Origin of the sequence: Rhizobium sp. BR 362 (assembly GCF_036528765.1) — a bacterium.
Lineage (GTDB): Bacteria > Pseudomonadota > Alphaproteobacteria > Rhizobiales > Rhizobiaceae > Rhizobium.
Genome location: NZ_JARWGH010000048.1, coordinates 1 through 23,944, shown reverse-complemented (window position 1 = coordinate 23,944; position 23,944 = coordinate 1). Strand labels below are relative to the sequence as shown.

Here is a 23,944-nt window from a genome sequence, read left to right as displayed (position 1 = left end):
ACTTCTGTAGATCGCGCTATACAGCACTTCGCTATGCCTTATACCGACAATTGAACTCGCTTCTTGCGAAGCGGGATGAAGCCGTATTCGGCAATTTGAATGTTGGTCCGCCAAGCCACGCCGCGTTGTTTTCGAAGAACTCGTCCTCAGGGTTCAGAGGTGGTGTCTTACGGCCATGCGATCTGGCCTACTCAAGCCTCCGCCGGAAGAGCCATGACGCGGCGCTGAGGGTTAGCGCGGCAATCAGAATCAGCGGCCAGGTCTGATTGAGCACCTCGGCAGGCGGAATATCCTTGAGAAAGACGCTTTTGACGATCACCAGGAAATAGCGGAGCGGATTGATGACGGTCAGCGGCTGCAGCCAGTCGGGCATGTTCTCGATGGGCGTGGCGAAGCCGGAAAGCAACATGGCGGGAACCAGAAAAAGGAAGGCGCCGAGAATTGCCTGCTGCTGGGTTGTCGAAAGGGCCGAAATGAAGAGGCCGAGACCGGCGACGGACGCAAGATAGAAGAGCGAACTGCCGTAGAGCAGGAGCAGCGAACCCCGCAGCGGCACGCCGAAGATGAAGATTGCGGCAAGGATATAGATTGTCATGTGAAACAGGCCGATCATCATCGGCGGAATGAACTTGCCGATCAGAATTTCATGAGTGCGCAAGGGTGAGACCATGAGCTGGTCGAAGGTGCCGAGCTCCCGCTCCCGTGCGATGGAAAGCGCGGTGACGATAAGGCCGATGAGCAGTGCGATGCTGGCGATCAGGTTCGGCACGATGAACCACTGAAAGATCAAGTTGGGATTGAACCAGTTGCGCGGCACGAACGCGACGGATTTTGCAGCCGCGCGTTCCCCTGCCGGCGTTTCGGCGGAAAGGGTCGCCACGATCTGGTTGAGATAGCCGGCGACGATCTGCGAGGCGTTCGAACGGCGGCCGTCGAGAATGATCTGCAGGTCGGCCGGCTTGCCCGCCTCGATATTGCGCGAGAAATCGGGGCCGACGACGAGGGCGGCGGTAACGCGCTGGCGGTCGACCACGTCCCGCAGTTCGGCGAGGTTTTGTAGCGACGAGATGCTGCGGAAAGTCGGTGAACCTTCGATCCGCTGGACGAGTTCCTGTGCCCAATGGCCGCTGTCGCGGTTCAGCAGCGCAATATCGACGTTGCGCACCTCCAGGGTCGCCGCATAGGAAAAGACCAGAAGCTGTACGATCGGCGGCCCGATCAAGATCAAGCGGCTCTTCGGATCGCGCATGACAGCCAGCAGTTCTTTTATGATGAGTGCCTTCAGCCTCGACCACCACATCTTACGCGATCCTCTTTTTTGTGCTGCGCGCGGCAAGCAGGAAGAAGATGCAGCCGATCGCGAACATGACAGCGATGGCCTGCAGGAACATCGGCCAAATGTCTCCGGCGAGAAAGACCGTCTGCAGGCTCGGAATAAGATAGCGGGCGGGGACGATGAAAGTGATCCACTGAATGATAGTGGGCATCGAATTGATTTCGAAGAGGAAGCCAGAAAGCAGAAAAGCCGGCAGGAACGCAGAGATCAGTGCAAGCTGCGAGGCGAGAAACTGGTTCTTGGTCACGGCCGAGATCAACAAGCCCTGGCCAAGTGCGGGCATCAGGAAAACCGCCGACAAGGCGTAGAGCGCCAGCACCGAGCCGCGAAACGGCACGCCGAAGAGAAAGACCGCGAGCAGGACGCAGATTGTCATCGAGGTCAAGCCGAGCAGAAAATAGGGCAGCAGCTTGCCGGCAAGCAGCTCGGCCGCCGTCACCGGTGTTGCCATCATCGCTTCCATCGTGCCGCGTTCCCATTCGCGTGCAACCACCAGCGACGTCAGCAATGTTCCGACCAGGGTCATGACGATCGCGATGGAGCCGGGCACGAGGAAGGAGCTGCTGGTGAGCTCCGGGTTGAACCAGAAGCGTTGTTCGACGGTGATGGCCGGGTTGCCGCCCATCATTTCCGCCTGCCGCTGTAGCTGCCAGTTGGTAACCGCGCCCTGGGCATAGTTCTGCACGAAATTGGCGGTGTTGGGATCGGAGCCGTCGACGATCACCTGAATTTGCGGGCGATTGCCTGCCATATAGGCGGCCGTGAAGTCCGCCGGTACCACGATGATGCCGCGGACGCGTGAGAGGACCAGGTCTTGCTCGAACTGCCGACGGTCACGGCCGCTGACGACCGAAAAATAGCGGGATGCCCGGAAGCTCGCACCAAGATCGGTGGTGAGCGGCGTTGTCTCTTCCATCACCAGGCCGACCCGCGTCAATTTGGTATCGAGCGACACGCCGTAACCGAACAGGAAAAGCAGAATGATCGGAAGCACGAAGGCAATCAGGATGCTGCTCGGATCGCGCATCACCTGGAAGCTCTCCTTGCGCACCAAGGCGGCGAAGCGGCGGAAGCGCTGGCGCTGCGAGGAAGCAGTTGTGGCGGGAGGAGGGGATATCATGCCGCCATCCTTTGCTCCGATGCCTGGACGAGGGCGATGAAGGCATCTTCCATGGTCGGATCGGCGTTTTCCGCAGTGGCAACCCCAGCCTTCAACTCGTCAGGCGAGCCCAGTGCGATCGAGCGCCCGCGGTAGATCAGCGAAATGCGATCGCAATATTCGGCCTCGTCCATGAAATGCGTGGTAACGAGGACCGTGACGCCCTTTTCGACGAGCGCATTGATATGGGTCCAGAATTCCCGCCGTGTGATCGGATCCACGCCGGACGTCGGCTCGTCGAGGAAAAGTACCTCGGGCTCGTGCATCACGGCGCAGGCAAGTGCCAGCCTCTGTTTCAGGCCAAGCGGCAGGTCCTTCGCCGACATGGACAGGCGGGAGTGAAAATCGAAGATCGATGTCATCAAGTCGACGCGCTCGCGCTTGCGCGCGCCGCGCAGCCCATAGACGCCGGCGAAGAATTGCAGGTTTTGGGCGACGCTGAGGTCGCCGTAGAGCGAGAATTTCTGTGCCATATAGCCGAGGCGATTGCGTGCCTCCGCCGTGTCGCGACGCAGGTCGAATCCGGCAATCCGGCCTTCGCCGCTCGTCGGTTTCAACAGGCCGCAAAGCATCTTGAACGTCGTGGACTTGCCGGCGCCGTTGGGGCCGAGCAGTCCGAAGATCTGTCCGCGCGGGATGTCGAAGGTGATATTGTCGGCCGCGGTGAAATCGCCGAAACGCTTGGTTAAGCCGCGCGCCTCGATCACCGGTTTTTCACCTTCGACGGTAAAGCTCCGCTGTGTCTCTGCCAGTTGCGAGCGTCCGCCCGGGCCGCCGCCAAGCATGTCGATGAATGCGTCCTCGAAGCGCGGCTCTGCCGCCTTGACCTCGGCATTGCCGGCCGCCGCAAACTGGCTTTCCCTGTCTTTGACCGTAACGAGCCTTATCGCCTCTCCTTGAATGACGCCGTCGACCACACCCTCTTCATCAAGGAGTTTCGTCAGCATCTGGCGGCGCCTGCCGGCAATGCCGCTGATCCGGAAGACGCGGCCGGCGACCCCTGCGGTCAGTTCCTTCGGCGCGCCGGCAAAAAGCAGCTTGCCTTCGCTGAGCAGGAACACGCGGTTGCAGGCCTCGGCTTCATCGAGATAGGCGGTCGACCATACGACGCCGACACCCTCTTCGGTCAGGTTCTCGACCATCTTCCAGAGATCGCGTCGGGAGATGGGATCGACGCCGACGCCGGGCTCGTCGAGCAGCAGCAGCTTCGGTTTTTTAAGAAGAGCGCAGGCAAGGCCGAGCTTCTGCTTCATACCGCCGGAAAGCTTGCCGGCGAGACGGCCGGTGAAGCGCTTCAGGTCGGTGAAGGTAAGCAGCTCGTCGAAGGTCGCAGTTCTTTCCTGCCTGGGGAGCCCGCGCAGATCGGCATAGAGGTCGAGATTTTCCTGAACCGACAGGTCTTCGTAGAGGCCGAAGCGCTGCGGCATATAGCCGATCCCCGCTTGGATTGCAGCGGCATCCTTGCGCGTGTCGAAGCCGAGAACCTGCACGGTGCCACGTTCCGGCAACATCAGCCCCGTCATCAAGCGGATGAGCGTCGTCTTGCCGGCGCCATCCGGCCCAACAAGGCCGGTTATTTCACCGCCACGGATCGCGCCGGCAATGGCGTCTAGCGCCGGCTTTGCCGCGTCAAACCGTTTGGTGACCCCGTCGAGCCGGACAAGGTCGGCGCTGTCGCCTCTGTCGACCGCGCCGCTCATTTTTCCGCCGTTTGCAATGTCGGGAAGTGAAGCGTTACCGGCATGCCCTGGCGCAGGTCGGGCCCGGGCTTATCGATGGTGACCCGCAGCCGATAGACGAGATCCGTGCGCAGTTCGGGCGTTTCCACGGATTTCGGCGTGAATTCGGCAACAGGTGAAATGAAGCCGATCGTGCCGTCATAGGCTTGGTCCGGCTTGGTGTCCGACGTCACCTTGACCTTCATGCCGGGATGGATGCGGCCGAGATCCGGCTCGGCAACATAGGCGCGGATCCAGACAGGCTCGGTCAACGATAGCACGAAGACCGGATCGGTCGGCGCCACGATCGCACCTGGCTCCCGCACACGTGAGAGGATCACACCGTCATTCGGCGCGCGCAGCTCGGTATCGCCAAGCGAGGTGCGTGCGGTGGAAAGCGTAGCCTCGGCAGCTTTTAGCTGCGCTTCCGCGGCCGCGATATCTTCGGCGCGGCTGCCTTCTTCCAGCAACTTCAGCGCCTGATTGGCTGAATCCACCCGCGCGGCAGCCATCGCCCGCGCCGCAGTTGCCTGATCCAGACTGGCTTCGGATATGTTTCCTGACGGCCGCAACTGCCTGGCGCGATCATAGGCCAGATTGGCGTTTTGCAGATCGGCAAGCTGCTCTTGATAAGAGGCGCGTGCTTGCGCGATTTCCGTCGGCCGTGCCCCCGCCTTGAGCTTGTCGAGCGTGGCGCGCAATGCGGCGGCACTGGCCTCGGCCGAGCGGACCGCATACTCGTATGGTTCCGCGTCTAGCCGGGCAAGCAGCGTGCCGCGTTTGACGACATCGCCCTCGTCGACAAGAGCCTCGCTGAGCTTGCCATTGACGCGAACTGCAAGCGAGACCTGGCGGATGTCGACGTTGCCGTATAGCACGAACTCCTTTTGTTGTTCCCATTTCCAGCCGAGCTTTGCCGGCGCATCGGACCACCAGGCGGCTGCGCCCGCGGCGATGACGACAACGACGGCAATCGGAATGATCCTGTTCACGATATTTCTCCTTTCGCCGGCCCGAGGGCGGCGACAAGCCTGTGCGCATGCTGCTGCAAAATGGCGATCTCCTTCTCGCCGATCGCATTCCATTCCATCTGAGCGAGCACGGCCGCGTTGGCCATCCTGAAAACCATGAGACTGCCAATGAAGGACAGGCAGCGCAGGCGCACATTTTCCGATGCGGGATCGTCGGCGATGATTGCTCCGATCAGACGTCGCCCAATGGCGATCATCGGCCCCATGATACCGGAATAGACCCGTTCGAAGGCGACCGTTGGTTCCATCTGCTCGCGAATGATGAAACGCGCCCAGGCCTCGGATTTCTTGCTGACGAAAAGGACGACCATCGTCTCGACGATCTCGTTCAGAAAGAGCCGCGCCTGCGCATCGCCGAGCGGCATACTCGCCGCATCGAGTGCAGTGAGCTGTTTCGCAATTCGTTGCCGCATGGCTCCGACATGCTGACCGATCATGTCGGCAAGGTATTCCGCTGTGGCAATGTAAAGCCCTTCCTTGCTGCCGAAATAATAGGCGATCGCCTGAAGGTTCACGCCGGCCGCGTTTGCAATCTTGCGCGTGGAAGCGCCGTCGAAGCCGTATCGACCGAAGACGTCGAGAGCATTTTCGAGCAGTTTCTCACGCGTGATGTCGCTGCGCGCAGCCTCGGACTTTGTATCGTTTTTCTGTCTCATGCTCCCATAATGAACCAATTTCAGAATAAGTCAATCGATTGACTGAATTTTGATTCGAATGTCCATCGCGGCATCTCTGTTGATCGGGCAGCCAACTTCCCCAATCGTGGGGGCAGCACAGAAATTTAGATCAGCAATTGCAGAAATGGACGCTGCGGCAATTTTCGGGATGCAGGGCTAACGACATGGCCCGCTTAATCTTTTAGAAAATAAGCATAATAGCAGTGCAGGAAAAAACAGAAGTTCAGGACGAACTTGCAACCAGTCAACCTTCAGGGGGACGTATCAATGGAACCTACCCGACCGACAATACAAATCAGCGCCCCTCAACACGCTGCGAACAACCCGTATCGCGTCGTCGAGCGTGAGGAGGTACTCGCCGAGGCATTCCGAGAGTTCGTGCTAACGGCTGTGGCTGCGGGTTGGAAAGAATCGGAGGTCGCTTTGACCTTGGCCGATATCGCTGATGACTATGTGATGGCTCTCGCTCGAAGAGTTGCGGCAAATTAGTATCGAGTTCCATCGGCGTTCGTCCGGAGCGGGCGCAAGATGGCTGCCACAACTCTTCATCAAGCCGGCCGGCAAGCCGCTTCCAACCAGGCGGCTTGCCGGTGGCATAACGGCATAATCGGGCGGAGCCGGTCGCCCACGAGTTAACCGTTAAGCACGAGAAGCTTGTCATGCTTCCTCGAAAGGGCAAGGTCCCTGACGGTAGTGGTTGTCACCAATACCGGCTAACATTTGCGCATGACCAAAGGTGATCTGTCCCGCTCTCCCATCGCGATCCCTCAGCGCTTCTGGCATGTCGCCTATAATGGCGATCACTATCCCGGCGCCCCCGGGCTGATGGGTCTAGAAGGTGGAGCGAACTGCCAATACTATGCCTATACGATCCTTCGCCATTTCGGATTCGGCATCCCAGATTTTCGACCGAGCGAATTGTGGGCAGATCGAACGTTTACGCATGTTTCGCCCGCGATGCTGCCTTTCGCCCTAGTACTTGTTCACAGCAAGCCCACAAGCTTTGGAGCGCATGTCGGACTTTGCCTCGGGGAAGGGCTGATCCTTCATCTTTCTCGCAATGTCGGCGTGCCCGCCATCGAAACCCTGGAGGAACTGCAGGATAGAGACGAGTACCGCCACCTGATCGGGATCAAGATGCTGTCGACAAAAACAGGAGCCGATTTTCTGGCCCAAGCGCCCCCACGGCATGCGGATGAAACCGTTGCTTGAGCTTCAATTTGACCAGATCGTCGACCGTCTTCCGCCGGATTTCAATGTCCTGCGCCGCGACACTGCGTCTGAAGGCAGGCGGTTTATTGAACGGCTGCATGACGAATGGCAGAGCGGCGAGCAGCGCTTCAATCGAGCAGGCGAAGTTCTGCTGGCCGCCAGGTTCAACCATGAGCTGGCAGGAATTGGGGGCATGACGGTCGATCCTGATCTGCCGTCCGCTATGCGCATGCGACGCTTCTATGTCCGTCCTGCCTATCGTCGCCGTGGCCTTGGACGCCAGCTTGCAGCGGCGATCTTAAACCGGACAATCCCGAAGGGCACACTTGTAACGGTGAATACGGACAGTGCCGACGCGGCTGCGTTTTGGGAGGCTTTGGGCTTTCAACGCGATTCCAAATTCGGCTACTCGCATTGGCTCACCTGGGAACAGGCCTTGCGAGGTCGGCTCGGTGTTTGACCGATAGCATCGGCGGCCAAGTCACGTTTAATATGGCCGCCTTTAAGTCAGGTCAGCAAGGCCTGCAGTATGATGGCTGCAAAGAACGCGATGATAACGGCTGCAGCCATCAGGGTGACCTGCCGATTGGCACGTTGAAGGACGCGGGCTTGCCGCCCGTGTTTTGCGCGAAGGCGATACCCTCGCACAGGTGTAGCATTCGAACGGACTTGCTCTTTTTTCCCGGACATATCTGCCTCCCTGCAGATGCGAGCTGTTGAATATAACAACCGATACTCACAGGGGTAAAGTCTCGCGCGCTCAGCCGGACGATCGATGCCAACAATCGGCATAGCGTCGACATAGTCGCGAAATATCGGCGGTTGGTTAGAGTGCAAGTTTGGCCGGCTTGCCCTTCGCAACGAGAGAGCTTAGCCAGCTACTTGTGCTTGCCGCCACCGTGTCCTCTTCCAGAGGCGGCGCTAGATCGAGTGCCTGTGATGGTTGCGTCCGCCGGTGCAGAGTTGTCCGCTATAAATGAGTTGGCTTGATACGCCTGCACATCTGCGTTCTTTAGGCCAGGATTACCTTCGCCAGTGGCGCAGCTATAGGAGGTGGAAACGCCGTGCCGAATGAGAGTGTCGCTGCCAGGGCCATTGTGAACGAAAACCATGTCGTGTCCGACCAGGCGTGCCGTCTTCTTGGAGATTTTCTCCTTTTTCATTTGGAAGAAAGTGCCGTCGAGTTCAATGATTTGCTTCTGCCACATCACGCGAAGATGCGGGTTTCCATTGCACTCCTGAAAGGCGTGTGCAGTGTTGCATGCCAAGCCGGTCACTAAAAACAAAGCCGCTATGAGGCGCACTTTCGACCCCTCCGCACCTTTTTCTTCCAAGGCAATAACTTGGAGTTTATTAAATTATGAAGCGAACGCGCGGTAAAGTAGCCTACGGTGATTAGTCCAAAGAGAGCCGATAGGAACTGCGGAAAAGGGCTAAGGTATTGTGTTTCAAACGCTCCGCTTGCGCGAAATTGGTACTGCGCAGCGGCCTTTATTCGGGGCGGCCCAGCCTGTTCTCATCATCGATCAGGATCAGCCGCGCCGAAGCACGCTCACTCCAAGTCCAAAGGACGAGGTTCAGATCGTCTCCGGACGCACCGGGGGCGAAGCTCCGGACGAGCAGACCCTGATAGCCGGCAGCGATGAGCCGTCGGGCAAAGCTCTGCGTTTTCGCCTCACCGCGCACCTTCATCTGGTCGCGCCACGTCGGGTCGGCAATCGCGGCGGTGTCCATCCCTTCCGCCCGAACGGCATCTTCGTCGCGACTGTCGAAGACTCGCTCGAACGCAGCGTCATAGGAGACGAGTGTCGTCGGTTGCAAATTGCCGACCTGATTGGCTTCGCGCAGCGCCGTTAGGACTGAGAGAGACGTGTAGAGGGCCGGCATTCCCTTCGGATTGAACCGGCCGCCATAAAGTTCCGCTCCCCGGCCCGAGAGCAGCTGACGGGCATAGATCGGGTTCAGCGCTCGATAAAGCTTTCCTTCGTATCGCATCGACCGGGGCTAAGCGTGAACGCCGGCGTCGACTGCGTCGATATAGTCGAGTACCTCATCCGTGCGGCCGTCGCGCACCAACTGCATGGCCGTTTGGCCTGAGAATCCGGACAAGGGCTCGGAGCGATACCAGGCGTAAGCCATCAGCGCCGAGCCGAAACGCGGTTCGACCTTGTTGACGACCTCGATCATTTCGCGCAAGCGGCGCTGCGTCTTGTCGGAGCGGATCCGGTCCTTGCGTTGAATTGCATCCTTGCCGAGGCCGGCCGTCCGAGCGATTTCTTCGCTGGTCGTGCGGAAGGCATCTGCGATTTTCCGTGGCGCGAACAGCCCATCGTCCGCATATTGGGCGAGACCCATTTCTCTCACCTCCATCTTCAATGCCAACTATTATGACGATATATAGCGTCAAAAATAGCGGCATTCAAGCCGATGACGTGAGAAAGAGCAAACTGACGGAGGGGCGATCGGTATCGGACGCGGAACCTTCGGTCACCTTCAGGATTGATGCGAGCATGTCTGAGGTCTTGGAGGCACGGAGGATTCAAAGTCGAGCGGAGGAGCATGGCATGCCAAGCTGAAGCCAGCTTTAGTGTCACGTTTCACCGCATACATGAGCTGATCGGCATGGCGCATCAGCTCGTGCAGCGAAACGCTGTCACCGGGAAGGGCTACCACCGCGCCCATGCTGCACGTGACCTTGTGGCCAGTCTTCTCCAATGCGGCCGTGAATCCCACGTGCAACTTCTGCGCCACTTCCAGGGCACACTCTGTCTTGGACAGCTTTATCAACACCGCAAACTCGTCGCCGCCGATCCGCCCGAAACAATCCTCCAAGCCGATGAGTGACTTTCCCCCTTCTGCAAGGCATTGCAGCAGCCGGTCTCCTGCCTGGTGTCCGCACTGATCATTAACGGCCTTGAAGCCATCGAGGTCGAGATAGGCAAGCAGCAAGGACTGATTGCGTGTCCTTGCCGATGTCAGCATTCCATCAGCCTGACGTTGGAACTCCTGCCTGTTCAAAATTCCCGTCATCCAATCGCGCCGCGCGAGGAGGCGTTCTCGGTCGAAACTTTGCCGGAAGCTCGACACGACACCAGCCGCACCGACGAACCTGACGAATTGCATTACCAGCTCGATCATCGCACTCGCGTTCAGATGACCGGAAACGCCCAATAAGGTTGCGACCGACAGCAGGATTTCCGCAACCGCGATGGTCATCCCCGCTTTGAAACCGAAACGCCAACTCGCGACGCAAATGGGCAGCATATAGAGTGGACCGACACGATGGATGCCGTTGGCTTGGCAAATCCATTCCAGGCTCGCAATACAGATTAAGCTGAGGATCAGCAGCCGCCAAACGGCGACTGGCGTCAGGGAACCGAGCCACTGTTCCAGGGAAAACAAAGGAGCGCGGAAATAGACGCTCTGCTGGCTTCGATAATCTTCCCGCAATGCTGTCAGCCCTCCGTACACACCATCCCTCCACCTGTGTGCCGGTCGAGACCGGATTAGCCGCATCAGAGGATCAAAGATGCGTAAGAGTGCAAAAGCCGGCGTTGGAAACCCGAGGTTAGTCTGGCGCAGATGCCTTTAGCTCAAAACTGAACATGTGCGCCCGTCACCAGGTCGCCGCGGCATCACGCTTATTCCCAACCTTGCAGGGTGTTGCACGCCCGGCCTGCGTCTCCACAAGCTGTCGGAGAAATAGCTGAAAATCCTTAATATTTCGGGAGCGCAACTTGTCTCAATGGGCGGAGCGGCTGCTGCAATTCGCCGGTCACAGAATCAGCCGGCTCATACATGGGCGAAAGCTGCCCCAGGGTACCGACGCATGTTCAGGCGACCTTGCCTGATACAAGAATCGGGCGCGGCTGGAGTTCAGCCGCGCCCGAGTGTCTTTCTGTGCAGATCAGGCGATATCGAAACGATCCGCGTTCATGACCTTCGTCCAGGCGGCCACGAAGTCGCGCACGAACTTCTCTTGCGTGTCACTCTGGCCATAGACTTCGGCAAGCGCCCGGAGCTGAGAGTTCGAGCCGAAGACGAGGTCGACACGGGTGCCGGTCCACTTGATTTCATCCGTTTGGCGGTCGCGTCCCTCGAAGACATACTTCGAGTCCGGCGAAGCCTTCCACGCCGTGCCCATGTCGAGCAGGTTGACGAAGAAATCATTGGTCAGCGTTTCCTGACGCGTGGTGAAGACGCCGTGCTGGGACTGTCCGGCATTGGCATTCAGCACGCGCAGGCCACCGACCAGGACGGTCATTTCCGGCGCAGTCAGCGTCAGAAGCTGTGCCTTATCGATCAGCAACTCTTCAGGCGAAATGGAATATTCGCCCTTCTGATAGTTGCGGAACCCGTCGGCGATCGGTTCCAGAACGGCAAAGGAGCTCACATCGGTCTGCTCCTGCGTCGCATCGGCGCGGCCGGGCGTGAAGGGAACCTCAATGTCGTGACCGGCATTCTTGGCAGCCTTTTCGACTGCGGCGACGCCGCCGAGGACGATCAGGTCCGCGAGCGACACCTTCTTGCCGTCGGACTGGGCATCGTTGAACACCTTCTGGATGCCTTCGAGCGTCTCCAATACGGTCGCAAGCTGGGCCGGCTGGTTGACTTCCCAATCCTTCTGAGGGGAAAGGCGGATGCGTGCGCCATTCGCTCCACCACGCTTGTCGGAGCCGCGGAAGGTGGCGGCGGAAGCCCAGGCGGTCGAGACCAGTTGTGAGATCGACAGTCCCGATGCGAGGATCTTGTCTTTGAGGCCGGCAACGTCGTTTGCGTCGATCAAGGGATGGTCGACAGCAGGGATTGGATCTTGCCAGATCAGTTCTTCGGACGGGACTTCCGGACCGAGATAACGCACGCGGGGACCCATGTCGCGATGGGTCAGCTTGAACCAAGCGCGGGCAAAGGCGTCCGCGAACTGATCCGGATTTTCGAAGAAGCGCCGCGAAATCTTTTCGTAGGCCGGGTCGAAGCGCAGGGCGAGGTCGGTGGTCAGCATAGCGGGTGCATGACGCTTGGACGTGTCGTGCGCGTCCGGGATGGTACCGGCACCGGCCCCATGTTTCGGGGTCCACTGGTGAGCACCGGCCGGGCTCTTCGTCAGTTCCCATTCATAGCCGAACAGGTTCCAGAAGAAGTTGTTGCTCCATTTCGTCGGCGTCGTGGTCCAGGTGACTTCCAGGCCGCTGCTGATCGTATGGCCGCCCTTGCCTGTTCCGAAGCTGCTTTTCCAGCCGAAGCCTTGTTCTTCGATTCCGGCGCCTTCGGGCTCGGCACCGACATGGGCGGCATCGCCCGCGCCGTGGGTCTTGCCGAAGGTGTGTCCGCCAGCAATCAGAGCGACGGTTTCTTCGTCGTTCATGGCCATGCGCGCAAACGTCTCGCGGATGTCCTTGGCGGCGGCAAGCGGATCGGGATTACCGTTCGGCCCTTCCGGGTTCACGTAGATAAGCCCCATCTGCACGGCGGCAAGCGGGGTTTCGAGGTCCCGTTCACCGGAGTACCGCTTGTCGGCAAGCCAGGTGTCCTCGGCGCCCCAATAGACGTCTTCCTCGGGCTCCCAGACATCCGGGCGGCCGCCGGCAAAGCCGAACGTCTTGAAGCCCATCGATTCCAGAGCGACGTTGCCGGTGAGGATCAGCAGGTCGGCCCAGGAGATGCTGTTGCCGTATTTCTGCTTGATCGGCCAAAGCAGCCGGCGCGCCTTGTCGAGGTTGACGTTGTCAGGCCAGCTGTTGAGCGGAGCGAAACGCTGCTGGCCGGCTCCTGCGCCGCCGCGGCCGTCGCCGGTGCGGTAGGTGCCGGCGCTGTGCCAGGCCATGCGGATGAAAAGCGGACCGTAGTGGCCAAAATCAGCAGGCCACCAATCCTGCGATTCCGTCATCAACGCATGGAGGTCCTGTTTAAGTGCGTTAAGGTCGAGCTTCTTGAATTCCTCGGCGTAATTGAATGCCTCGCCCATCGGGCTCGACAGCGCAGAGTTCTGGTGAAGAATTCTGAGGTTCAACTGATTCGGCCACCAGTCCCGGTTCGACCTGCCGCCATGGGCCGTGTGTGTGTGCACCACCGGACATTTGCCCGCTGTATCGGCTTTCGTATCCATATTTCTCTCCCTCGCGTACTTGAATTGAGCTCTCCAGAGGAAGATCGTCTCGAATCCTCTGAAAAGCGGTCCGGTTTCATGGTCAGCACAATGATGCCGTGCCAGACATATGAAATGTCGTTGTTGTTTCGGGCTTCCCTTCGAGCAGACCGTCCCGAAGCGAAGAGCTTGGGAGGCACACCGGTGTTCCGGACAGTCTGGACGTCAATGAGCTGCACATCGTTCCCGGCCATTTTATGGACCAGACGTGACAATGGCTACACCTCATCGCCGCTTTGCGGACTATAGCCAAGCAGTTCCATTAATTTAAGTTGGATTTACTGATTGCGACGATAAGGTAAGGTTATGACGAATTTGACACTCAAGCAGCTTCGCTATTTCGAGGCATTGGCCCGACAAGGTCATTTCGGACGGGCCGCGGATGTCTGCGCGATCTCCCAGCCTGCCCTGTCTATGCAGATCAAGGAGTTGGAGGAATCGCTAGGCACGGAGCTTTTTGAAAGAGGCGCACGCCAGGTTCGGCTGACCAGTTTCGGGGAGGCGTTTGTGCTGCGCGTCCGCGATATCCTTCGCTCGGTCGATGAGCTCGCAGATATGGCGCGCGCCTCTCAGGACAGGCTCGTGGGCCGGCTCCGCCTGGGTATTATTCCGACGATCGCACCCTATCTGCTGCCCGCGATCATCGGCAATTTGACGCGCGTGCATGACGGGCTCGACATTCACGTCCGCGAAACGCTGACTTCCAAGCTGGTGCAGGAGCTGGCCGAGGGCCGGCTCGACGCGGCAATCGTCGCATTGCCCGTATCCGAACCTTCGTTGACCGAGGTGACGCTATTTTCCGAAAATTTCGTGTTAGTTCGGCCGAGCGAGGATGAAGGCAAGCCGGTGCCAAATCGCGACGCGCTGCGCGAGATGAGGCTGCTTCTGCTGGAAGAGGGACATTGTTTTCGCGATCAGGCCTTGTCGTTCTGCAACCTGTCTTCGGCACTGCCGCGGGAGTTGATGGACGGCAGTTCTCTATCGACGCTCGTCCAGATGGTCAGCGCCGGCATCGGTGTCACCTTGATCCCGGAAATGGCGGTGGCGGTGGAAACGCGATCGGCGTCGGTGTCTATTGCCCGCTTTCATAACCTCGAACCATCGCGAACGATCGGCATGATCTGGCGCAAGACAAGCCCACTGGCCAAACAGTTCTTTGAGATTTCCGAAGTCGTTCGCCAATCAGCCGATGCCATGCGCGAGCGGCACAATGCGCTGTCGCGGCCGATCGAGAACTGAGCACTCCGGATGCTGTCATTGGACATCCGAACGACCATAATTTGCCCCGCTTAATTCACCCGATGACGGCAAAGCGCATAAGACTGCGGGCGTGGTTCATATGAAGCTCGGATCGCCTATTCAGGGATCTCCGCAAGACATTGACATTACGAAAGCGCGACGGAGAGCGACATAATACGAATGAGCTAAGTAGCTTTGCGTTGCAGCGATGCCATCGGAAGAATTGAGGCAGATAAAAGCATTCAAAAACAACGTTGCATGCCATTCTCGACTGATTGCAACAGACGCGTGCTAAATTTGTATTAGTCTTTCCAAAGATTTGATGGTTGAAGACAACTCTAAATCAATGTAGAATTTCAGTATCTTAATAAAATAGAGAGCGGTCCTATGAGCGGCCGATTTGTCAGATTCGCGGAAATCGCCGGGATTTCTGCAGGCTTAAGTATCGTATTTTTCGATTCTGCCGCGGCTGGCTGTTGGTCAGCTCTGAAAAGTCCGGAATGGCAACAAATCAGCTCGATAATTGCGACTGCGAAGCTATGCGAGCAGATGCCTTCGGGACCCAATCGCACCAGGAGACTCGAAGTCACGGGCGTGGATTTCTGCACAGCCCCGAGTGGTGTTTCCGTTACCGCAAAAGTGTCTCTTACTTGCGGTTCAAGTTCCGAATCCTTTCTGCAATTATCACCGATGGATGGCAAGGTGGTCGCGACGGTGACAATGGATATCGGAGCGTGCCGGATAACGGATTCGGACATAAATGTGAGTGGCCAAGCTGGCGAACTCCTGTCAAAACTGCCTCAAACACAAGAATTCCTGCGCACCTGGGCGCAAATACGCCTTTCGAATTTATGTGGATTGCAATGAGCCGCGATCGTGGCGAGCGCAGTCGTCGACCAGGGCACCACTGGATGTGCGCCCACGGCGGCCGCTCGATCTATTTTATGAAACCCGCACCTTCTGGTGAGCTCTAGATACCGGCTCGGTCATCATTGCGTTTAGTCGGGTTGGGGCGCCGAGGTCGTTTCGCCCTCCGAAATTTCGCATGAAAGCAGGATTGGGTCATCGAGACCGGGCAGGGGTTGCTTGTTCAGCAGGATTGCCACGGCTGCCGCTGCAATCCTTTGGATCGGCTGCTTCACGGTCGTTAGGCGCGGCGTCGTCATACTGGAAAGGGGAATGCCGTCGAAGCCCACGACCGAAAGGGCCGCCGGTATCGGGATACCTAGATCATGCGCTGCCCGCATGCAGCCGATCGCCTGCTGATCCGAGCTTGCGAAGATCGCGGTTGGGCGCTCATGGCGGGCGCGGGCAAGAAGATAGTTTCCTGCGAGGCGGCCGCTTTCATAATCAAAAGCCGCTTCGGCGATCAGGGATGGGCCGGCCATTTGCCCGCCATCTTGGATTTGCTCCATTGCGTCCAGATAACCCCTAAGGCGATCTTTGGCAGGGACGGAGTGTTTGGGGCCCGAGATGAAGCCGATACGGCGATGGCCAAGCCTCAAGAGATGTTCAACACCAAGGCGGACGCCGTTGCGGTGGTCTGCGGCAATACCGGAATATCCCGGCATCAGGCGGTCCACGACGATGATCGGCAATCCCTTCGGCAGCTTGATCGTATGAAAATCATTGCAGGGAACGAGGATGATGCCGTCCACCTTGCGGCTGGTCAGTTGTCCGATGCGATCAGCCTCCTTGGCTGCATGATCAAAGGACGTCATGACGATGATGTTGTAGCCATGGTTTGCGGCCGCCTGTTCGGCGGACTGGACGAGCTCCGAGAAGAAGGGATTGGTCAGGTCCGGAATGACGATCCCGATGAGACGGCTGACCTTGCCGCGCATGCTTCTGGCGGACGGATCGGGCAGGTAGCCCAGTTCTTCGATGATGCCTCTGACACGTGCTCTTAACTCATCGGTAACAGAGGGATGATCATTCAAAACCCGTGAGACAGTCCCGGTGGAAACCCCTGCAAGCCTGGCTACATCTCGAATTCCAACCTTTGGCATGGCAGAAATATATGTCCCTTCATCTTCGCCCTTCGGGGGCATCCAAAGGCGTCTGATTCGTGCTTTCAGCTAATGGTCTGTATCGCCTTAGTCAAAGGTCTGCTCGCTATTTCTGACCGTAGACAAGCCATAGCACGGTCACTGTGGACATTCAATGGAAACGGTTCATCAAGCTCCTGGCAAGCTGTGCAGTCATGCCGGGTTTTTGCCTAGTTTGGGCGAGTTGACAATCTTCCGGGGCACTGTTACGCATTAATGGCTGGAAACGGTTCATCATTACTGGCAGCTCGGGTGGAGCTCAGCCTAGGACCGTTCGGGAGGAGAAAAATGTCCAATTCTACAAAGCGTGATTCCGTCTTGATCAATGCGCCGCGCCGTGCGGCGTTGAAGCTCGGGCTTGCCGGTACATTGATGCTCGCACTGTCCTGCGGCGTGTCGCCTGCCTTTGCGGCGAGCAAGCCTAAGGTCGGCTTGATCATGAAATCCTTGTCCAATGAGTTCTTCAAGCAGATGAAGGCGGGCGCCGATAAATATGCGGCTGAAAACAAGGACAAGTTCGACTTCAAGGCCGTCGGCATGAAGGACGAGCGTGATTTCGCTGCTCAAGTCGATGCTGTCGAAAACTTCGTGACGCAGAAATACGACATCATCGTCGTTGCGCCGGCCGATTCAAAGGCTATGGCCACCCCTCTTGCAAAGGCGGTGAAGGCCGGCGTCAAGGTCATCAACATCGACGTGCCGCTCGACGCCGACGCAAAGAAGGCTGCCGGTATCGATCTGGCATTCTTCGGCCCCGATAACCGTGAAGGTGCGAAGCTTGCTGGCGATGCGCTTGCCAAGGACCTTGGCCCCGGCGGGAAGGTTGTGATCCTGGAGGGCAACCCCGAGGCCGACAACGCCAAGGAGCGCAAGGAAGGCTTCATGGATTCCATCAACGCCGGCAAGCTGCAGCTTCTCGACAGCAAGACGGCTCACTGGGAGACGGAAGAAGCCAATACCGTCATGACGAATTTCCTGACCAAATATAAGGATATTCAGGGCGTCATGGCGGCCAACGACTCCATGGCTCTCGGCGTTGTCAAGGCGCTCGATGCGACCGGCCAAAGCGGCAAGATCAAGGTTGTCGGCTTTGACAACATTCCGCCGGTGCAGCCGCTGATCAAGGATGGCAAGATGCTTGCCACAGTCGAGCAATACGGCGCCGAGATGGCCGTCATGGGCATCAAATATGGTCTGCGTGAACTTGCCGGTGAAAAATTCACTGGCTGGGTCAAGACGGATGTCAAGCTCGTCACCGCCAAGGACCTCAAATAGCCGAATTGCCGACTATGAGGCAAAGAAGCGTCGGCCGATGGCCGGCGCTCACCACCGCGAACCGTTTTCCGCGTCGATGACGGCGGTGAGGTCGTTTCGAACCTCGGAAATACGGACTGCGTGGAGGCTGGACATCTCCCATTGAAATAGACCACGCATGAGGTGGACGTGTCAGACCGATCAGATGACTTCATCTTGACGCTGGAAGGAATAGGCAAACGCTTCCCGGGTGTCGTGGCGCTCCGGGACGTTTCCATGCAGATTGGCCGGGGCGAGGGCCATATTCTTCTTGGCGAGAATGGTGCCGGCAAATCGACGCTGATCAATCTGCTCGGCGGCGTCTTCAAGCCGGACGATGGCCACATCGTGTTTGACGGTGAAAGCTACAGTCCAAGCTCGCCGCTGGAGGCGTTCAAAGCGGGTATCCGAGTCATCCACCAGGAACTGCACCCTCTTTCCAATCTCACCGTCGCCGAAAATCTGCTTTTCGAGCACCTTCCGCGTCGATACGGCCTCGTGAATTACAGAGAAATGAACAAAAGAGCGGCCGAGCTGCTGGCGGAAGTCGGCCTTGACGTCGCCCCAACCACGCCGGCCAATCGCCTCAGCGTCGCGCAGCTCCAATTGCTCGAGATCGCCAAGGCGCTTTGTTACGAAAGCAAGCTGCTCGTTCTCGATGAACCGACGGCAACCTTGACCTCCAGGGAGGTCGACCGCCTGTTCGAAATTCTGAAACGGCTGAAAGCGCGCGGCGTCACGACGCTTTACATCTCCCACAGACTGGAAGAGATTTTTGAAGTCGGCGACAATGTCACGGTGTTGCGCGACGGTCAGCACGTGATCACGCGTCCGCTGGTGGGATTGGCTATTCCCGATATCGTCGAACTCATGGTCGGGCGAACACTTTCGGATCATGGCGTTTTTCGCCATGACAGCGCCGTGTTCGGAGAGGCGCTTGGTGTTTCCGGCCTGAAGGTGACCCGAAACAGCCCCGAGCTGTCGTTTTCGGTCGGCAAGGGAGAGATTGTCGGCATTGCCGGGCTCGTTGGCAGCGGGCGGACGGAGGCCGTGCGTGCTATATTCGGTGCCGACGACAAGGCTGCGGGCGAAGTTCGCATTGACGGAAAAGAGGTCGAGATCAACTCGCCCAAGGATGCCGTTGCGGCGGGGCTTTGCCTGGCGACCGAGGACCGCAAGCTGCAGGGCCTGATGTTGGACATGAGCTGCGCCGAAAACACGACCATAACCGACCTCGGCAAGATCTCCCGCAACGGGTTGATCCGTCAGCGGGCGGAAGACGATCAGTCGCAGCGCCTCGTGCATGAGCTGCGTATAAAGACACCGTCCATCCATCAGGCAGTCAGGACGTTTTCCGGTGGTAATCAGCAGAAGGTGGTCATCGCTAAATGGCTGTTCCGCGGTCCCAAGGTGCTGATCTTCGATGAGCCGACCCGCGGCATCGATGTGGGTGCCAAGGCGGAGATCTACGAACTTCTGTGGAAGTTTGCCGGCGAAGGAAAAGGCGTCTTGGTCGTGTCGTCCGACCTGCCGGAGCTCATCGGCATTTGCCATCGCATCATCGTTTTCTCGGACGGCAAGATTGCCGGAGAGATATCTCGGGACCAATTTGACGAGAGCAGGATTCTCTCACTCGCTTACAAGGAGTACAGTCGTGTCCGGCAACATTGAAATGACGACTGAGGTCAAAAAGGCCGGCGTCTGGGACAAGCTTATCCGGATTTCGATGAAGGAAGCCGGTGTCGCCATTGCCCTCGTGCTAATCCTGATCTTTTTCTCGGCGACGGCCCCGTATTTCGCGACGCCGGAAAACTTCCTGAAGATTTTCGTGCAGATCGCCATAAACACCGTGCTGGCGTCCGGCATGACCTTTGTCATCCTTACCGGCGGCATCGATCTTTCGGTCGGTTCGCTGCTTGCCCTTTGCACGGTTATCGGCGCAACGATCATGATCGATCCCCGGTTTTCTCCGTGGCAGGCGATCGTTCTGGCTTCGCTGGCGTCGATGGGTACCGGCGCTGCCCTGGGTGCCATCAACGGATGGGTCTGCGAGAAGTGGAAGCTTCCATCCTTCATCGTGACACTCGGGATGCTGAATGTCGCAAGCGGCTTGGCGCGCGTCGTCAGCGATAACTCCACGATCACCGGTCTGCCGCAACCATTCGTTGATTTCGGAAATCTGATCTTCTTCGGGGTATTCCCCTCGATTTTTCTGATCGCGATCGTGGTGGTTCTCATCGGCTGGTTCGTGCTGCGCTACACCGTATTCGGGCGCTTCGTCTTTGCGATCGGCACCAATGAGGAGGCGGTCCGCTTGTCGGGCCACGAGCCCAAAAGATACAAGGTCGCCGTATTCACGATTTCCGGATTGACTGCGGGTATTGCGGCCATGGTCTATCTGCTCCGCCTCAATGTCGGTAGTCCGGTTGCGGGCATTGGCTATGAACTGAACGCGATTGCCGCAGTCATTATCGGTGGGACCAGTCTCTCGGGCGGAAAGGGCTCGATAATCGGCACGCTGGTCGGTGCCTGTATTCTGCAGGTCTTGTCGACTGGATTGCAGCTTCTGGGCGCCGACGACAACATCAAGCCGATCGTCATCGGTGCCGTCATCGTGTTGGCGGTTATCCTCGACAGCTATCGCGGCCGGTTGATGCGGATACTGGAAACGCGATGATTTTGGCGACGCTCCGCATCTGAGCGCAGCTTGTAGTGCGGTGCTTCGCGCTAACCGATTGCCCGGTCATAACCGGGCGATCTTTCCGAGCGTGAAACCGATCGAAATTCCCTGATCGCATCTTCAGGTGGGCGGAACCGCGGTTCCAGGGTTGACATGGGCTCAGCCGAGCACATAGTCTTTGCGATATTCACCAGGGGTGTCCCGGCAAGGGGCTGAGATACTGCTAGGCAATACGGCTTTGCCGATTGTGGGCGCAGTGACCCGTTGAACCTGATCCAGTTCATACTGGCGTAGGGACGGTGCAAGCGCTCGAAGGCTCGGATTCCCGCGTGGATTCCATGCCAGCGTCTTTCCATCATTCCGGCTGATTGACTGGGTCTCCAACCGCAACTTGGAGCCTCAAACCATGACCATTGCCGCAAATAACCTCACTCCGACCGTCACCACCGGCCCGCTGCCGGCATCACGGAAGATTTACATTCCCGGAGACATTCACACCGACATCCGCGTGCCGATGCGCGAGATCAGCGTCCATCCGACATCGGGCGAGCCGCCCGTCGTCGTTTATGATTCCTCCGGTCCCTATACTGTCGAGGGAGCAGATATCCGCATCGAGCAGGGTCTGTCGCAGCTCCGTCGCGACTGGGTGCTCGCCCGCGGCGATGTCGAGGCCTATGAAGGCCGCCATGTGCGTCCGGAAGACAACGGCTTTGTCACCGGCGAGCGGCTGACGCCAGAATTTCCCGCCAAACGCCAGCCCCTGCGCGCCAGGGATGGCAAGGCGGTCACTCAACTCGCCTATGCGCGGGCCGGCATCATCACGCCCGAAATGGAATTCATTGCCATCCGCGAGAATCTCGGCCGCAAAGCGAAAGCAGAAGCTTTGATTCGCGATGGCGAGAGCTTCGGCGCCCACATTCCGGATCATGTCACCCCGGAATTCGTCCGCCAGGAGGTCGCCGCCGGCCGGGCGATCATCCCCGCCAACATCAATCACCCGGAAAGCGAACCGATGATCATCGGCCGGAACTTCCTGGTGAAGATCAACGCCAATATCGGCAATTCCGCCGTTACCTCATCCATGGCAGAGGAGGTCGAGAAGATGGTTTGGGCCGCCCGCTGGGGCGCCGACACGGTCATGGATCTCTCGACCGGCCGCAATATCCACAACATCCGCGAATGGATCATCCGCAATTCACCGCTGCCGATCGGCACGGTACCGCTCTATCAGGCGCTGGAAAAGGTCGGCGGCGTTGCCGAGGAGCTGACCTGGGAAATCTATCGCGACACGCTGATCGAGCAGGCTGAGCAGGGCGTCGACTATTTCACCATCCATGCCGGCGTACGGCTGCATTACATTCCGCTGACCGTCAACCGCGTCACCGGCATCGTTTCGCGCGGCGGCTCGATCATGGCCAAGTGGTGTCTGCATCACCACAAGGAAAGCTTCCTCTACGAGCATTTCGAGGAAATCTGCGACATTTGCCGGGCCTATGACGTCTCCTTCTCGCTCGGCGATGGCCTGCGCCCCGGCTCGATCGCCGATGCCAACGACGCCGCGCAGTTTGCCGAGCTCGAAACGCTCGGCGAACTGACGAAGATCGCCTGGGCAAAAGATTGCCAGGTGATGATTGAAGGCCCCGGCCATGTTCCGATGCACAAGATCAAGGAGAACATGGATAAGCAGCTCGCCGTCTGCGGCGAAGCACCCTTCTACACGCTCGGGCCGCTGACGACCGATATCGCACCGGGTTACGATCACATCACCTCGGGCATCGGCGCGGCGATGATCGGCTGGTTCGGTACAGCCATGCTTTGCTATGTCACGCCGAAGGAGCATCTCGGGCTTCCCGACCGCAACGACGTCAAGACGGGCGTGATCACCTACAAGATCGCCGCCCATGCCGCCGATCTCGCCAAGGGTCATCCGGCCGCACGTGTCCGCGACGATGCATTGTCGCGCGCGCGCTTCGAATTCCGCTGGGAGGACCAGTTCAACCTGTCGCTCGATCCCGACACGGCACGCAGTTTCCACGACGAGACCTTGCCGAAGGAAGCCCATAAGGTGGCGCATTTCTGCTCGATGTGCGGTCCGAAATTCTGCTCCATGCGGATTTCGCACGACATCCGCGCCGAGGCGCAGAAGGAAGGGCTGGAAGCGATGGCGGCGAAATATCGTGAGGGCGGCGACCTCTATATGCCGATCGATGCCGCCGCACATCCGGCCGAATGACATGCGTGTCCTTGTCAAAGGGGCCGGCATCGCCGGCCTCACCGTCGCTCATGAACTGCTTCGGCGCGGTGCTGAAGTCACGATCGTAGATCCCAGCCGGAATTTCAGCCGAGCCGCCTCATGGCTCGCCGGCGGCATGCTAGCGCCCTGGTGTGAACGGGAAAGCGCTGAGGAGGCCGTGCTCGAACGCGGCCAGGATTCCGCCGACCGATGGGAAGCGATCCTACCCGGAAAGGTCGTCCGCAATGGAACGCTGGTCGTCGCGCCGAACCGCGATCAAAGTGAGCTAAAGCGGTTTGCCAGCCGCACGAGTGGCTATCGCTGGGTTGAGGAGCGGGAAATCGCCATGCTCGAACCTTCCCTTGCCGGTCGTTTCCGGCAAGGCCTGTTTTTTCCTCAGGAAGCGCACCTCGATCCTCGTCAGGTGTTGCTGTCATTGAAGGACGATCTGTCGGCAGAGGGTGTGACCTTCGCCGATGAGATCGCGGATGACGGCGAATTCGCCGAAGTCGTCGATTGCACGGGCGCAGCCCGCATCGGCCAGAACAGGGAGTTGCGGGGTGTTCGGGGAGAAATGCTTTATCTGCGGACGGAGGAGGTCACCCTTGCGCGGCCTGTCCGGCTGCTCCATCCGCGCTTTCCCGTTTATATCGTGCCTCGCGGCGAAGGTCTGTTCATGGTCGGCGCGACGATGATCGAAACGGACTTCCAAGGGCCGATCACCGCCCGCTCGCTCATGGAGCTGCTGAACGCTGCCTATGCGCTGCACCCCGCATTTGCCGATGCCGCCATCGCTGAAACCGGTTCCGGCATTCGCCCTGCCTTTCCAGACAACCTTCCCCGCGTGACGCGGGAGGGCAAAGTCACCGTCCTCAATGGGCTTTATCGCCACGGTTTTCTGCTGGCGCCCGCGATGGCGGCCGAAGCCGTGGATATGGTCTTTTCCGGACAGACGAAGCAAAGGAGATGGCATGAAAGAGGCCGCGCCCGTTGGGAGAACGGATCACTGAGATGCAGGTGATGATCGAGGGACAGTCACACTTCCAGCCTTTCGGCTTACCTTATTGGGGTTTTGCAGATCTCAACAAGGGAGTTGGAAGCATGACTGCCTCTTATGATTACCATATTGGCGTCGACTACCACAAATCCTACAGCCACCTGGTGGTGCAGGAT

General features: G+C 58.6%; 21 protein-coding genes, 1 pseudogene and 1 riboswitch. Of the genes and pseudogenes, 10 read left to right on the top strand and 12 right to left on the bottom strand.

The window, feature by feature from the left end; genetic code table 11:
• Positions 1–187 precede the first annotated feature (187 nt).
• The 5 genes from QDY28_RS28515 to QDY28_RS28495 are packed head-to-tail and all read right to left on the bottom strand — an operon-like array spanning position 188 to position 5,900.
• Positions 188–1,300 carry an ABC transporter permease gene (locus tag QDY28_RS28515; RefSeq protein WP_331384625.1) on the bottom strand — a complete coding sequence of 371 codons (1,113 nt, stop codon included), beginning with the start codon at positions 1,298–1,300 and terminating at the stop codon, positions 188–190.
• Between the two features lies 1 nt (position 1,301).
• Positions 1,302–2,456: an ABC transporter permease gene (locus QDY28_RS28510; RefSeq protein ID WP_331384624.1), complete on the bottom strand. Its 1,155-nt coding sequence runs from the start codon at positions 2,454–2,456 to the stop codon at positions 1,302–1,304.
• Complete coding sequence (locus tag QDY28_RS28505; protein WP_331384623.1) at positions 2,453–4,195, bottom strand: ATP-binding cassette domain-containing protein; 1,743 nt, start codon at positions 4,193–4,195, stop codon at positions 2,453–2,455. Before QDY28_RS28505 ends, QDY28_RS28510 begins: the two co-directional genes overlap by 4 nt.
• Positions 4,192–5,205: a secretion protein HlyD gene (gene hlyD, locus QDY28_RS28500; protein WP_331384622.1), complete on the bottom strand. Its 1,014-nt coding sequence runs from the start codon at positions 5,203–5,205 to the stop codon at positions 4,192–4,194. The genes QDY28_RS28505 and hlyD overlap by 4 nt, the downstream gene beginning before the upstream one ends.
• Positions 5,202–5,900 carry a CerR family C-terminal domain-containing protein gene (locus QDY28_RS28495; RefSeq protein ID WP_331384621.1) on the bottom strand — a complete coding sequence of 233 codons (699 nt, stop codon included), beginning with the start codon at positions 5,898–5,900 and terminating at the stop codon, positions 5,202–5,204. Before QDY28_RS28495 ends, hlyD begins: the two co-directional genes overlap by 4 nt.
• A gap of 288 nt (positions 5,901–6,188) precedes the next feature.
• Between QDY28_RS28495 and QDY28_RS28490 the strand changes: the two genes are divergently transcribed.
• The 3 genes from QDY28_RS28490 to QDY28_RS28480 all read left to right on the top strand — a co-directional run bounded on the left by QDY28_RS28490 (position 6,189) and on the right by QDY28_RS28480 (position 7,593).
• The gene (locus QDY28_RS28490; protein WP_028754530.1) at positions 6,189–6,410 is read left to right on the top strand and encodes a hypothetical protein; all 222 of its coding nucleotides are present in this window, start codon (positions 6,189–6,191) and stop codon (positions 6,408–6,410) included.
• A gap of 237 nt (positions 6,411–6,647) precedes the next feature.
• Positions 6,648–7,133, top strand: a complete 486-nt coding sequence (locus QDY28_RS28485; protein ID WP_331384619.1) for a hypothetical protein — start codon at positions 6,648–6,650, stop codon at positions 7,131–7,133.
• Positions 7,126–7,593: a GNAT family N-acetyltransferase gene (locus tag QDY28_RS28480; RefSeq protein ID WP_331384618.1), complete on the top strand. Its 468-nt coding sequence runs from the start codon at positions 7,126–7,128 to the stop codon at positions 7,591–7,593. The genes QDY28_RS28485 and QDY28_RS28480 overlap by 8 nt, the downstream gene beginning before the upstream one ends.
• 47 nt (positions 7,594–7,640) lie before the next feature.
• On the opposite strand, the gene QDY28_RS28475 is transcribed toward QDY28_RS28480, so the two are convergent.
• From QDY28_RS28475 to katG, 6 genes are all read right to left on the bottom strand, one after another.
• Positions 7,641–7,823 carry a hypothetical protein gene (locus QDY28_RS28475; protein ID WP_028754529.1) on the bottom strand — a complete coding sequence of 61 codons (183 nt, stop codon included), beginning with the start codon at positions 7,821–7,823 and terminating at the stop codon, positions 7,641–7,643.
• 188 nt (positions 7,824–8,011) lie between these two features.
• Positions 8,012–8,467, bottom strand: a complete 456-nt coding sequence (locus QDY28_RS28470) for a hypothetical protein (RefSeq protein WP_331384617.1) — start codon at positions 8,465–8,467, stop codon at positions 8,012–8,014.
• Between the two features lie 157 nt (positions 8,468–8,624).
• Complete coding sequence (locus QDY28_RS28465; RefSeq protein ID WP_331384616.1) at positions 8,625–9,128, bottom strand: RES family NAD+ phosphorylase; 504 nt, start codon at positions 9,126–9,128, stop codon at positions 8,625–8,627.
• A 9-nt stretch (positions 9,129–9,137) separates the two neighbouring features.
• Positions 9,138–9,488, bottom strand: a complete 351-nt coding sequence (locus QDY28_RS28460; RefSeq protein WP_028754526.1) for an antitoxin Xre/MbcA/ParS toxin-binding domain-containing protein — start codon at positions 9,486–9,488, stop codon at positions 9,138–9,140.
• Between the two features lie 138 nt (positions 9,489–9,626).
• Positions 9,627–10,604 (bottom strand): GGDEF domain-containing protein, encoded by a 978-nt coding sequence (locus QDY28_RS28455; protein ID WP_331384615.1) that lies wholly within the window; start codon positions 10,602–10,604, stop codon positions 9,627–9,629.
• 436 nt (positions 10,605–11,040) lie between these two features.
• Positions 11,041–13,239 (bottom strand): catalase/peroxidase HPI, encoded by a 2,199-nt coding sequence (gene katG / locus QDY28_RS28450; RefSeq protein WP_331384614.1) that lies wholly within the window; start codon positions 13,237–13,239, stop codon positions 11,041–11,043.
• Between the two features lie 345 nt (positions 13,240–13,584).
• Between katG and QDY28_RS28445 the strand changes: the two genes are divergently transcribed.
• On the top strand, positions 13,585–14,517 hold the full coding sequence (locus QDY28_RS28445; RefSeq protein ID WP_331384612.1) for a hydrogen peroxide-inducible genes activator: 933 nt from the start codon (positions 13,585–13,587) through the stop codon (positions 14,515–14,517).
• Positions 14,518–15,515: 998 nt separating this feature from the next.
• Here the strand turns inward: QDY28_RS28445 and QDY28_RS28440 are convergent.
• The gene (locus tag QDY28_RS28440) at positions 15,516–16,526 is read right to left on the bottom strand and encodes a LacI family DNA-binding transcriptional regulator (RefSeq protein ID WP_331384611.1); all 1,011 of its coding nucleotides are present in this window, start codon (positions 16,524–16,526) and stop codon (positions 15,516–15,518) included.
• A gap of 327 nt (positions 16,527–16,853) precedes the next feature.
• On the opposite strand from QDY28_RS28440, the gene QDY28_RS28435 reads away from it, so the two are divergent.
• From QDY28_RS28435 to QDY28_RS28410, 6 genes and pseudogenes are all read left to right on the top strand, one after another.
• Positions 16,854–17,840, top strand: coding sequence for a sugar ABC transporter substrate-binding protein (locus QDY28_RS28435; protein ID WP_331384610.1), 987 nt, complete (start codon positions 16,854–16,856; stop codon positions 17,838–17,840).
• A gap of 168 nt (positions 17,841–18,008) precedes the next feature.
• Positions 18,009–19,529 carry a sugar ABC transporter ATP-binding protein gene (locus tag QDY28_RS28430; protein WP_331384609.1) on the top strand — a complete coding sequence of 507 codons (1,521 nt, stop codon included), beginning with the start codon at positions 18,009–18,011 and terminating at the stop codon, positions 19,527–19,529.
• Complete coding sequence (locus QDY28_RS28425) at positions 19,513–20,535, top strand: ABC transporter permease (RefSeq protein WP_331384608.1); 1,023 nt, start codon at positions 19,513–19,515, stop codon at positions 20,533–20,535. Before QDY28_RS28430 ends, QDY28_RS28425 begins: the two co-directional genes overlap by 17 nt.
• A 185-nt stretch (positions 20,536–20,720) precedes the next feature.
• Positions 20,721–20,853, top strand: a riboswitch (TPP riboswitch).
• 91 nt (positions 20,854–20,944) lie between these two features.
• Positions 20,945–22,771, top strand: coding sequence for a phosphomethylpyrimidine synthase ThiC (gene thiC, locus QDY28_RS28420; protein WP_331384607.1), 1,827 nt, complete (start codon positions 20,945–20,947; stop codon positions 22,769–22,771).
• A gap of 1 nt (position 22,772) precedes the next feature.
• Positions 22,773–23,792: a glycine oxidase ThiO gene (thiO, locus tag QDY28_RS28415; RefSeq protein WP_331384606.1), complete on the top strand. Its 1,020-nt coding sequence runs from the start codon at positions 22,773–22,775 to the stop codon at positions 23,790–23,792.
• Positions 23,783–23,944 (top strand): annotated as a pseudogene (locus tag QDY28_RS28410) (IS110 family transposase); the annotation flags it as partial. The gene thiO and the pseudogene QDY28_RS28410, both read left to right, overlap by 10 nt.

Excerpts from the sequence above, each read along its gene's own strand:
- QDY28_RS28515 (WP_331384625.1), bottom strand. The coding sequence starts at position 1,300 with ATGTGGTGGTCGAGGCTGAAGGCACTCATCATAAAAGAACTGCTGGCT.
- QDY28_RS28510 (WP_331384624.1), bottom strand. The coding sequence starts at position 2,456 with ATGATATCCCCTCCTCCCGCCACAACTGCTTCCTCGCAGCGCCAGCGC.
- QDY28_RS28505 (WP_331384623.1), bottom strand. The coding sequence starts at position 4,195 with ATGAGCGGCGCGGTCGACAGAGGCGACAGCGCCGACCTTGTCCGGCTC.
- QDY28_RS28495 (WP_331384621.1), bottom strand. The coding sequence starts at position 5,900 with ATGAGACAGAAAAACGATACAAAGTCCGAGGCTGCGCGCAGCGACATC.
- QDY28_RS28490 (WP_028754530.1), top strand. The coding sequence starts at position 6,189 with ATGGAACCTACCCGACCGACAATACAAATCAGCGCCCCTCAACACGCT.
- QDY28_RS28485 (WP_331384619.1), top strand. The coding sequence starts at position 6,648 with ATGACCAAAGGTGATCTGTCCCGCTCTCCCATCGCGATCCCTCAGCGC.
- QDY28_RS28475 (WP_028754529.1), bottom strand. The coding sequence starts at position 7,823 with ATGTCCGGGAAAAAAGAGCAAGTCCGTTCGAATGCTACACCTGTGCGA.
- QDY28_RS28465 (WP_331384616.1), bottom strand. The coding sequence starts at position 9,128 with ATGCGATACGAAGGAAAGCTTTATCGAGCGCTGAACCCGATCTATGCC.
- QDY28_RS28460 (WP_028754526.1), bottom strand. The coding sequence starts at position 9,488 with ATGGGTCTCGCCCAATATGCGGACGATGGGCTGTTCGCGCCACGGAAA.
- katG (WP_331384614.1), bottom strand. The coding sequence starts at position 13,239 with ATGGATACGAAAGCCGATACAGCGGGCAAATGTCCGGTGGTGCACACA.
- QDY28_RS28445 (WP_331384612.1), top strand. The coding sequence starts at position 13,585 with ATGACGAATTTGACACTCAAGCAGCTTCGCTATTTCGAGGCATTGGCC.
- QDY28_RS28440 (WP_331384611.1), bottom strand. The coding sequence starts at position 16,526 with ATGCCAAAGGTTGGAATTCGAGATGTAGCCAGGCTTGCAGGGGTTTCC.
- QDY28_RS28435 (WP_331384610.1), top strand. The coding sequence starts at position 16,854 with ATGTCCAATTCTACAAAGCGTGATTCCGTCTTGATCAATGCGCCGCGC.
- thiC (WP_331384607.1), top strand. The coding sequence starts at position 20,945 with ATGACCATTGCCGCAAATAACCTCACTCCGACCGTCACCACCGGCCCG.
- thiO (WP_331384606.1), top strand. The coding sequence starts at position 22,773 with ATGCGTGTCCTTGTCAAAGGGGCCGGCATCGCCGGCCTCACCGTCGCT.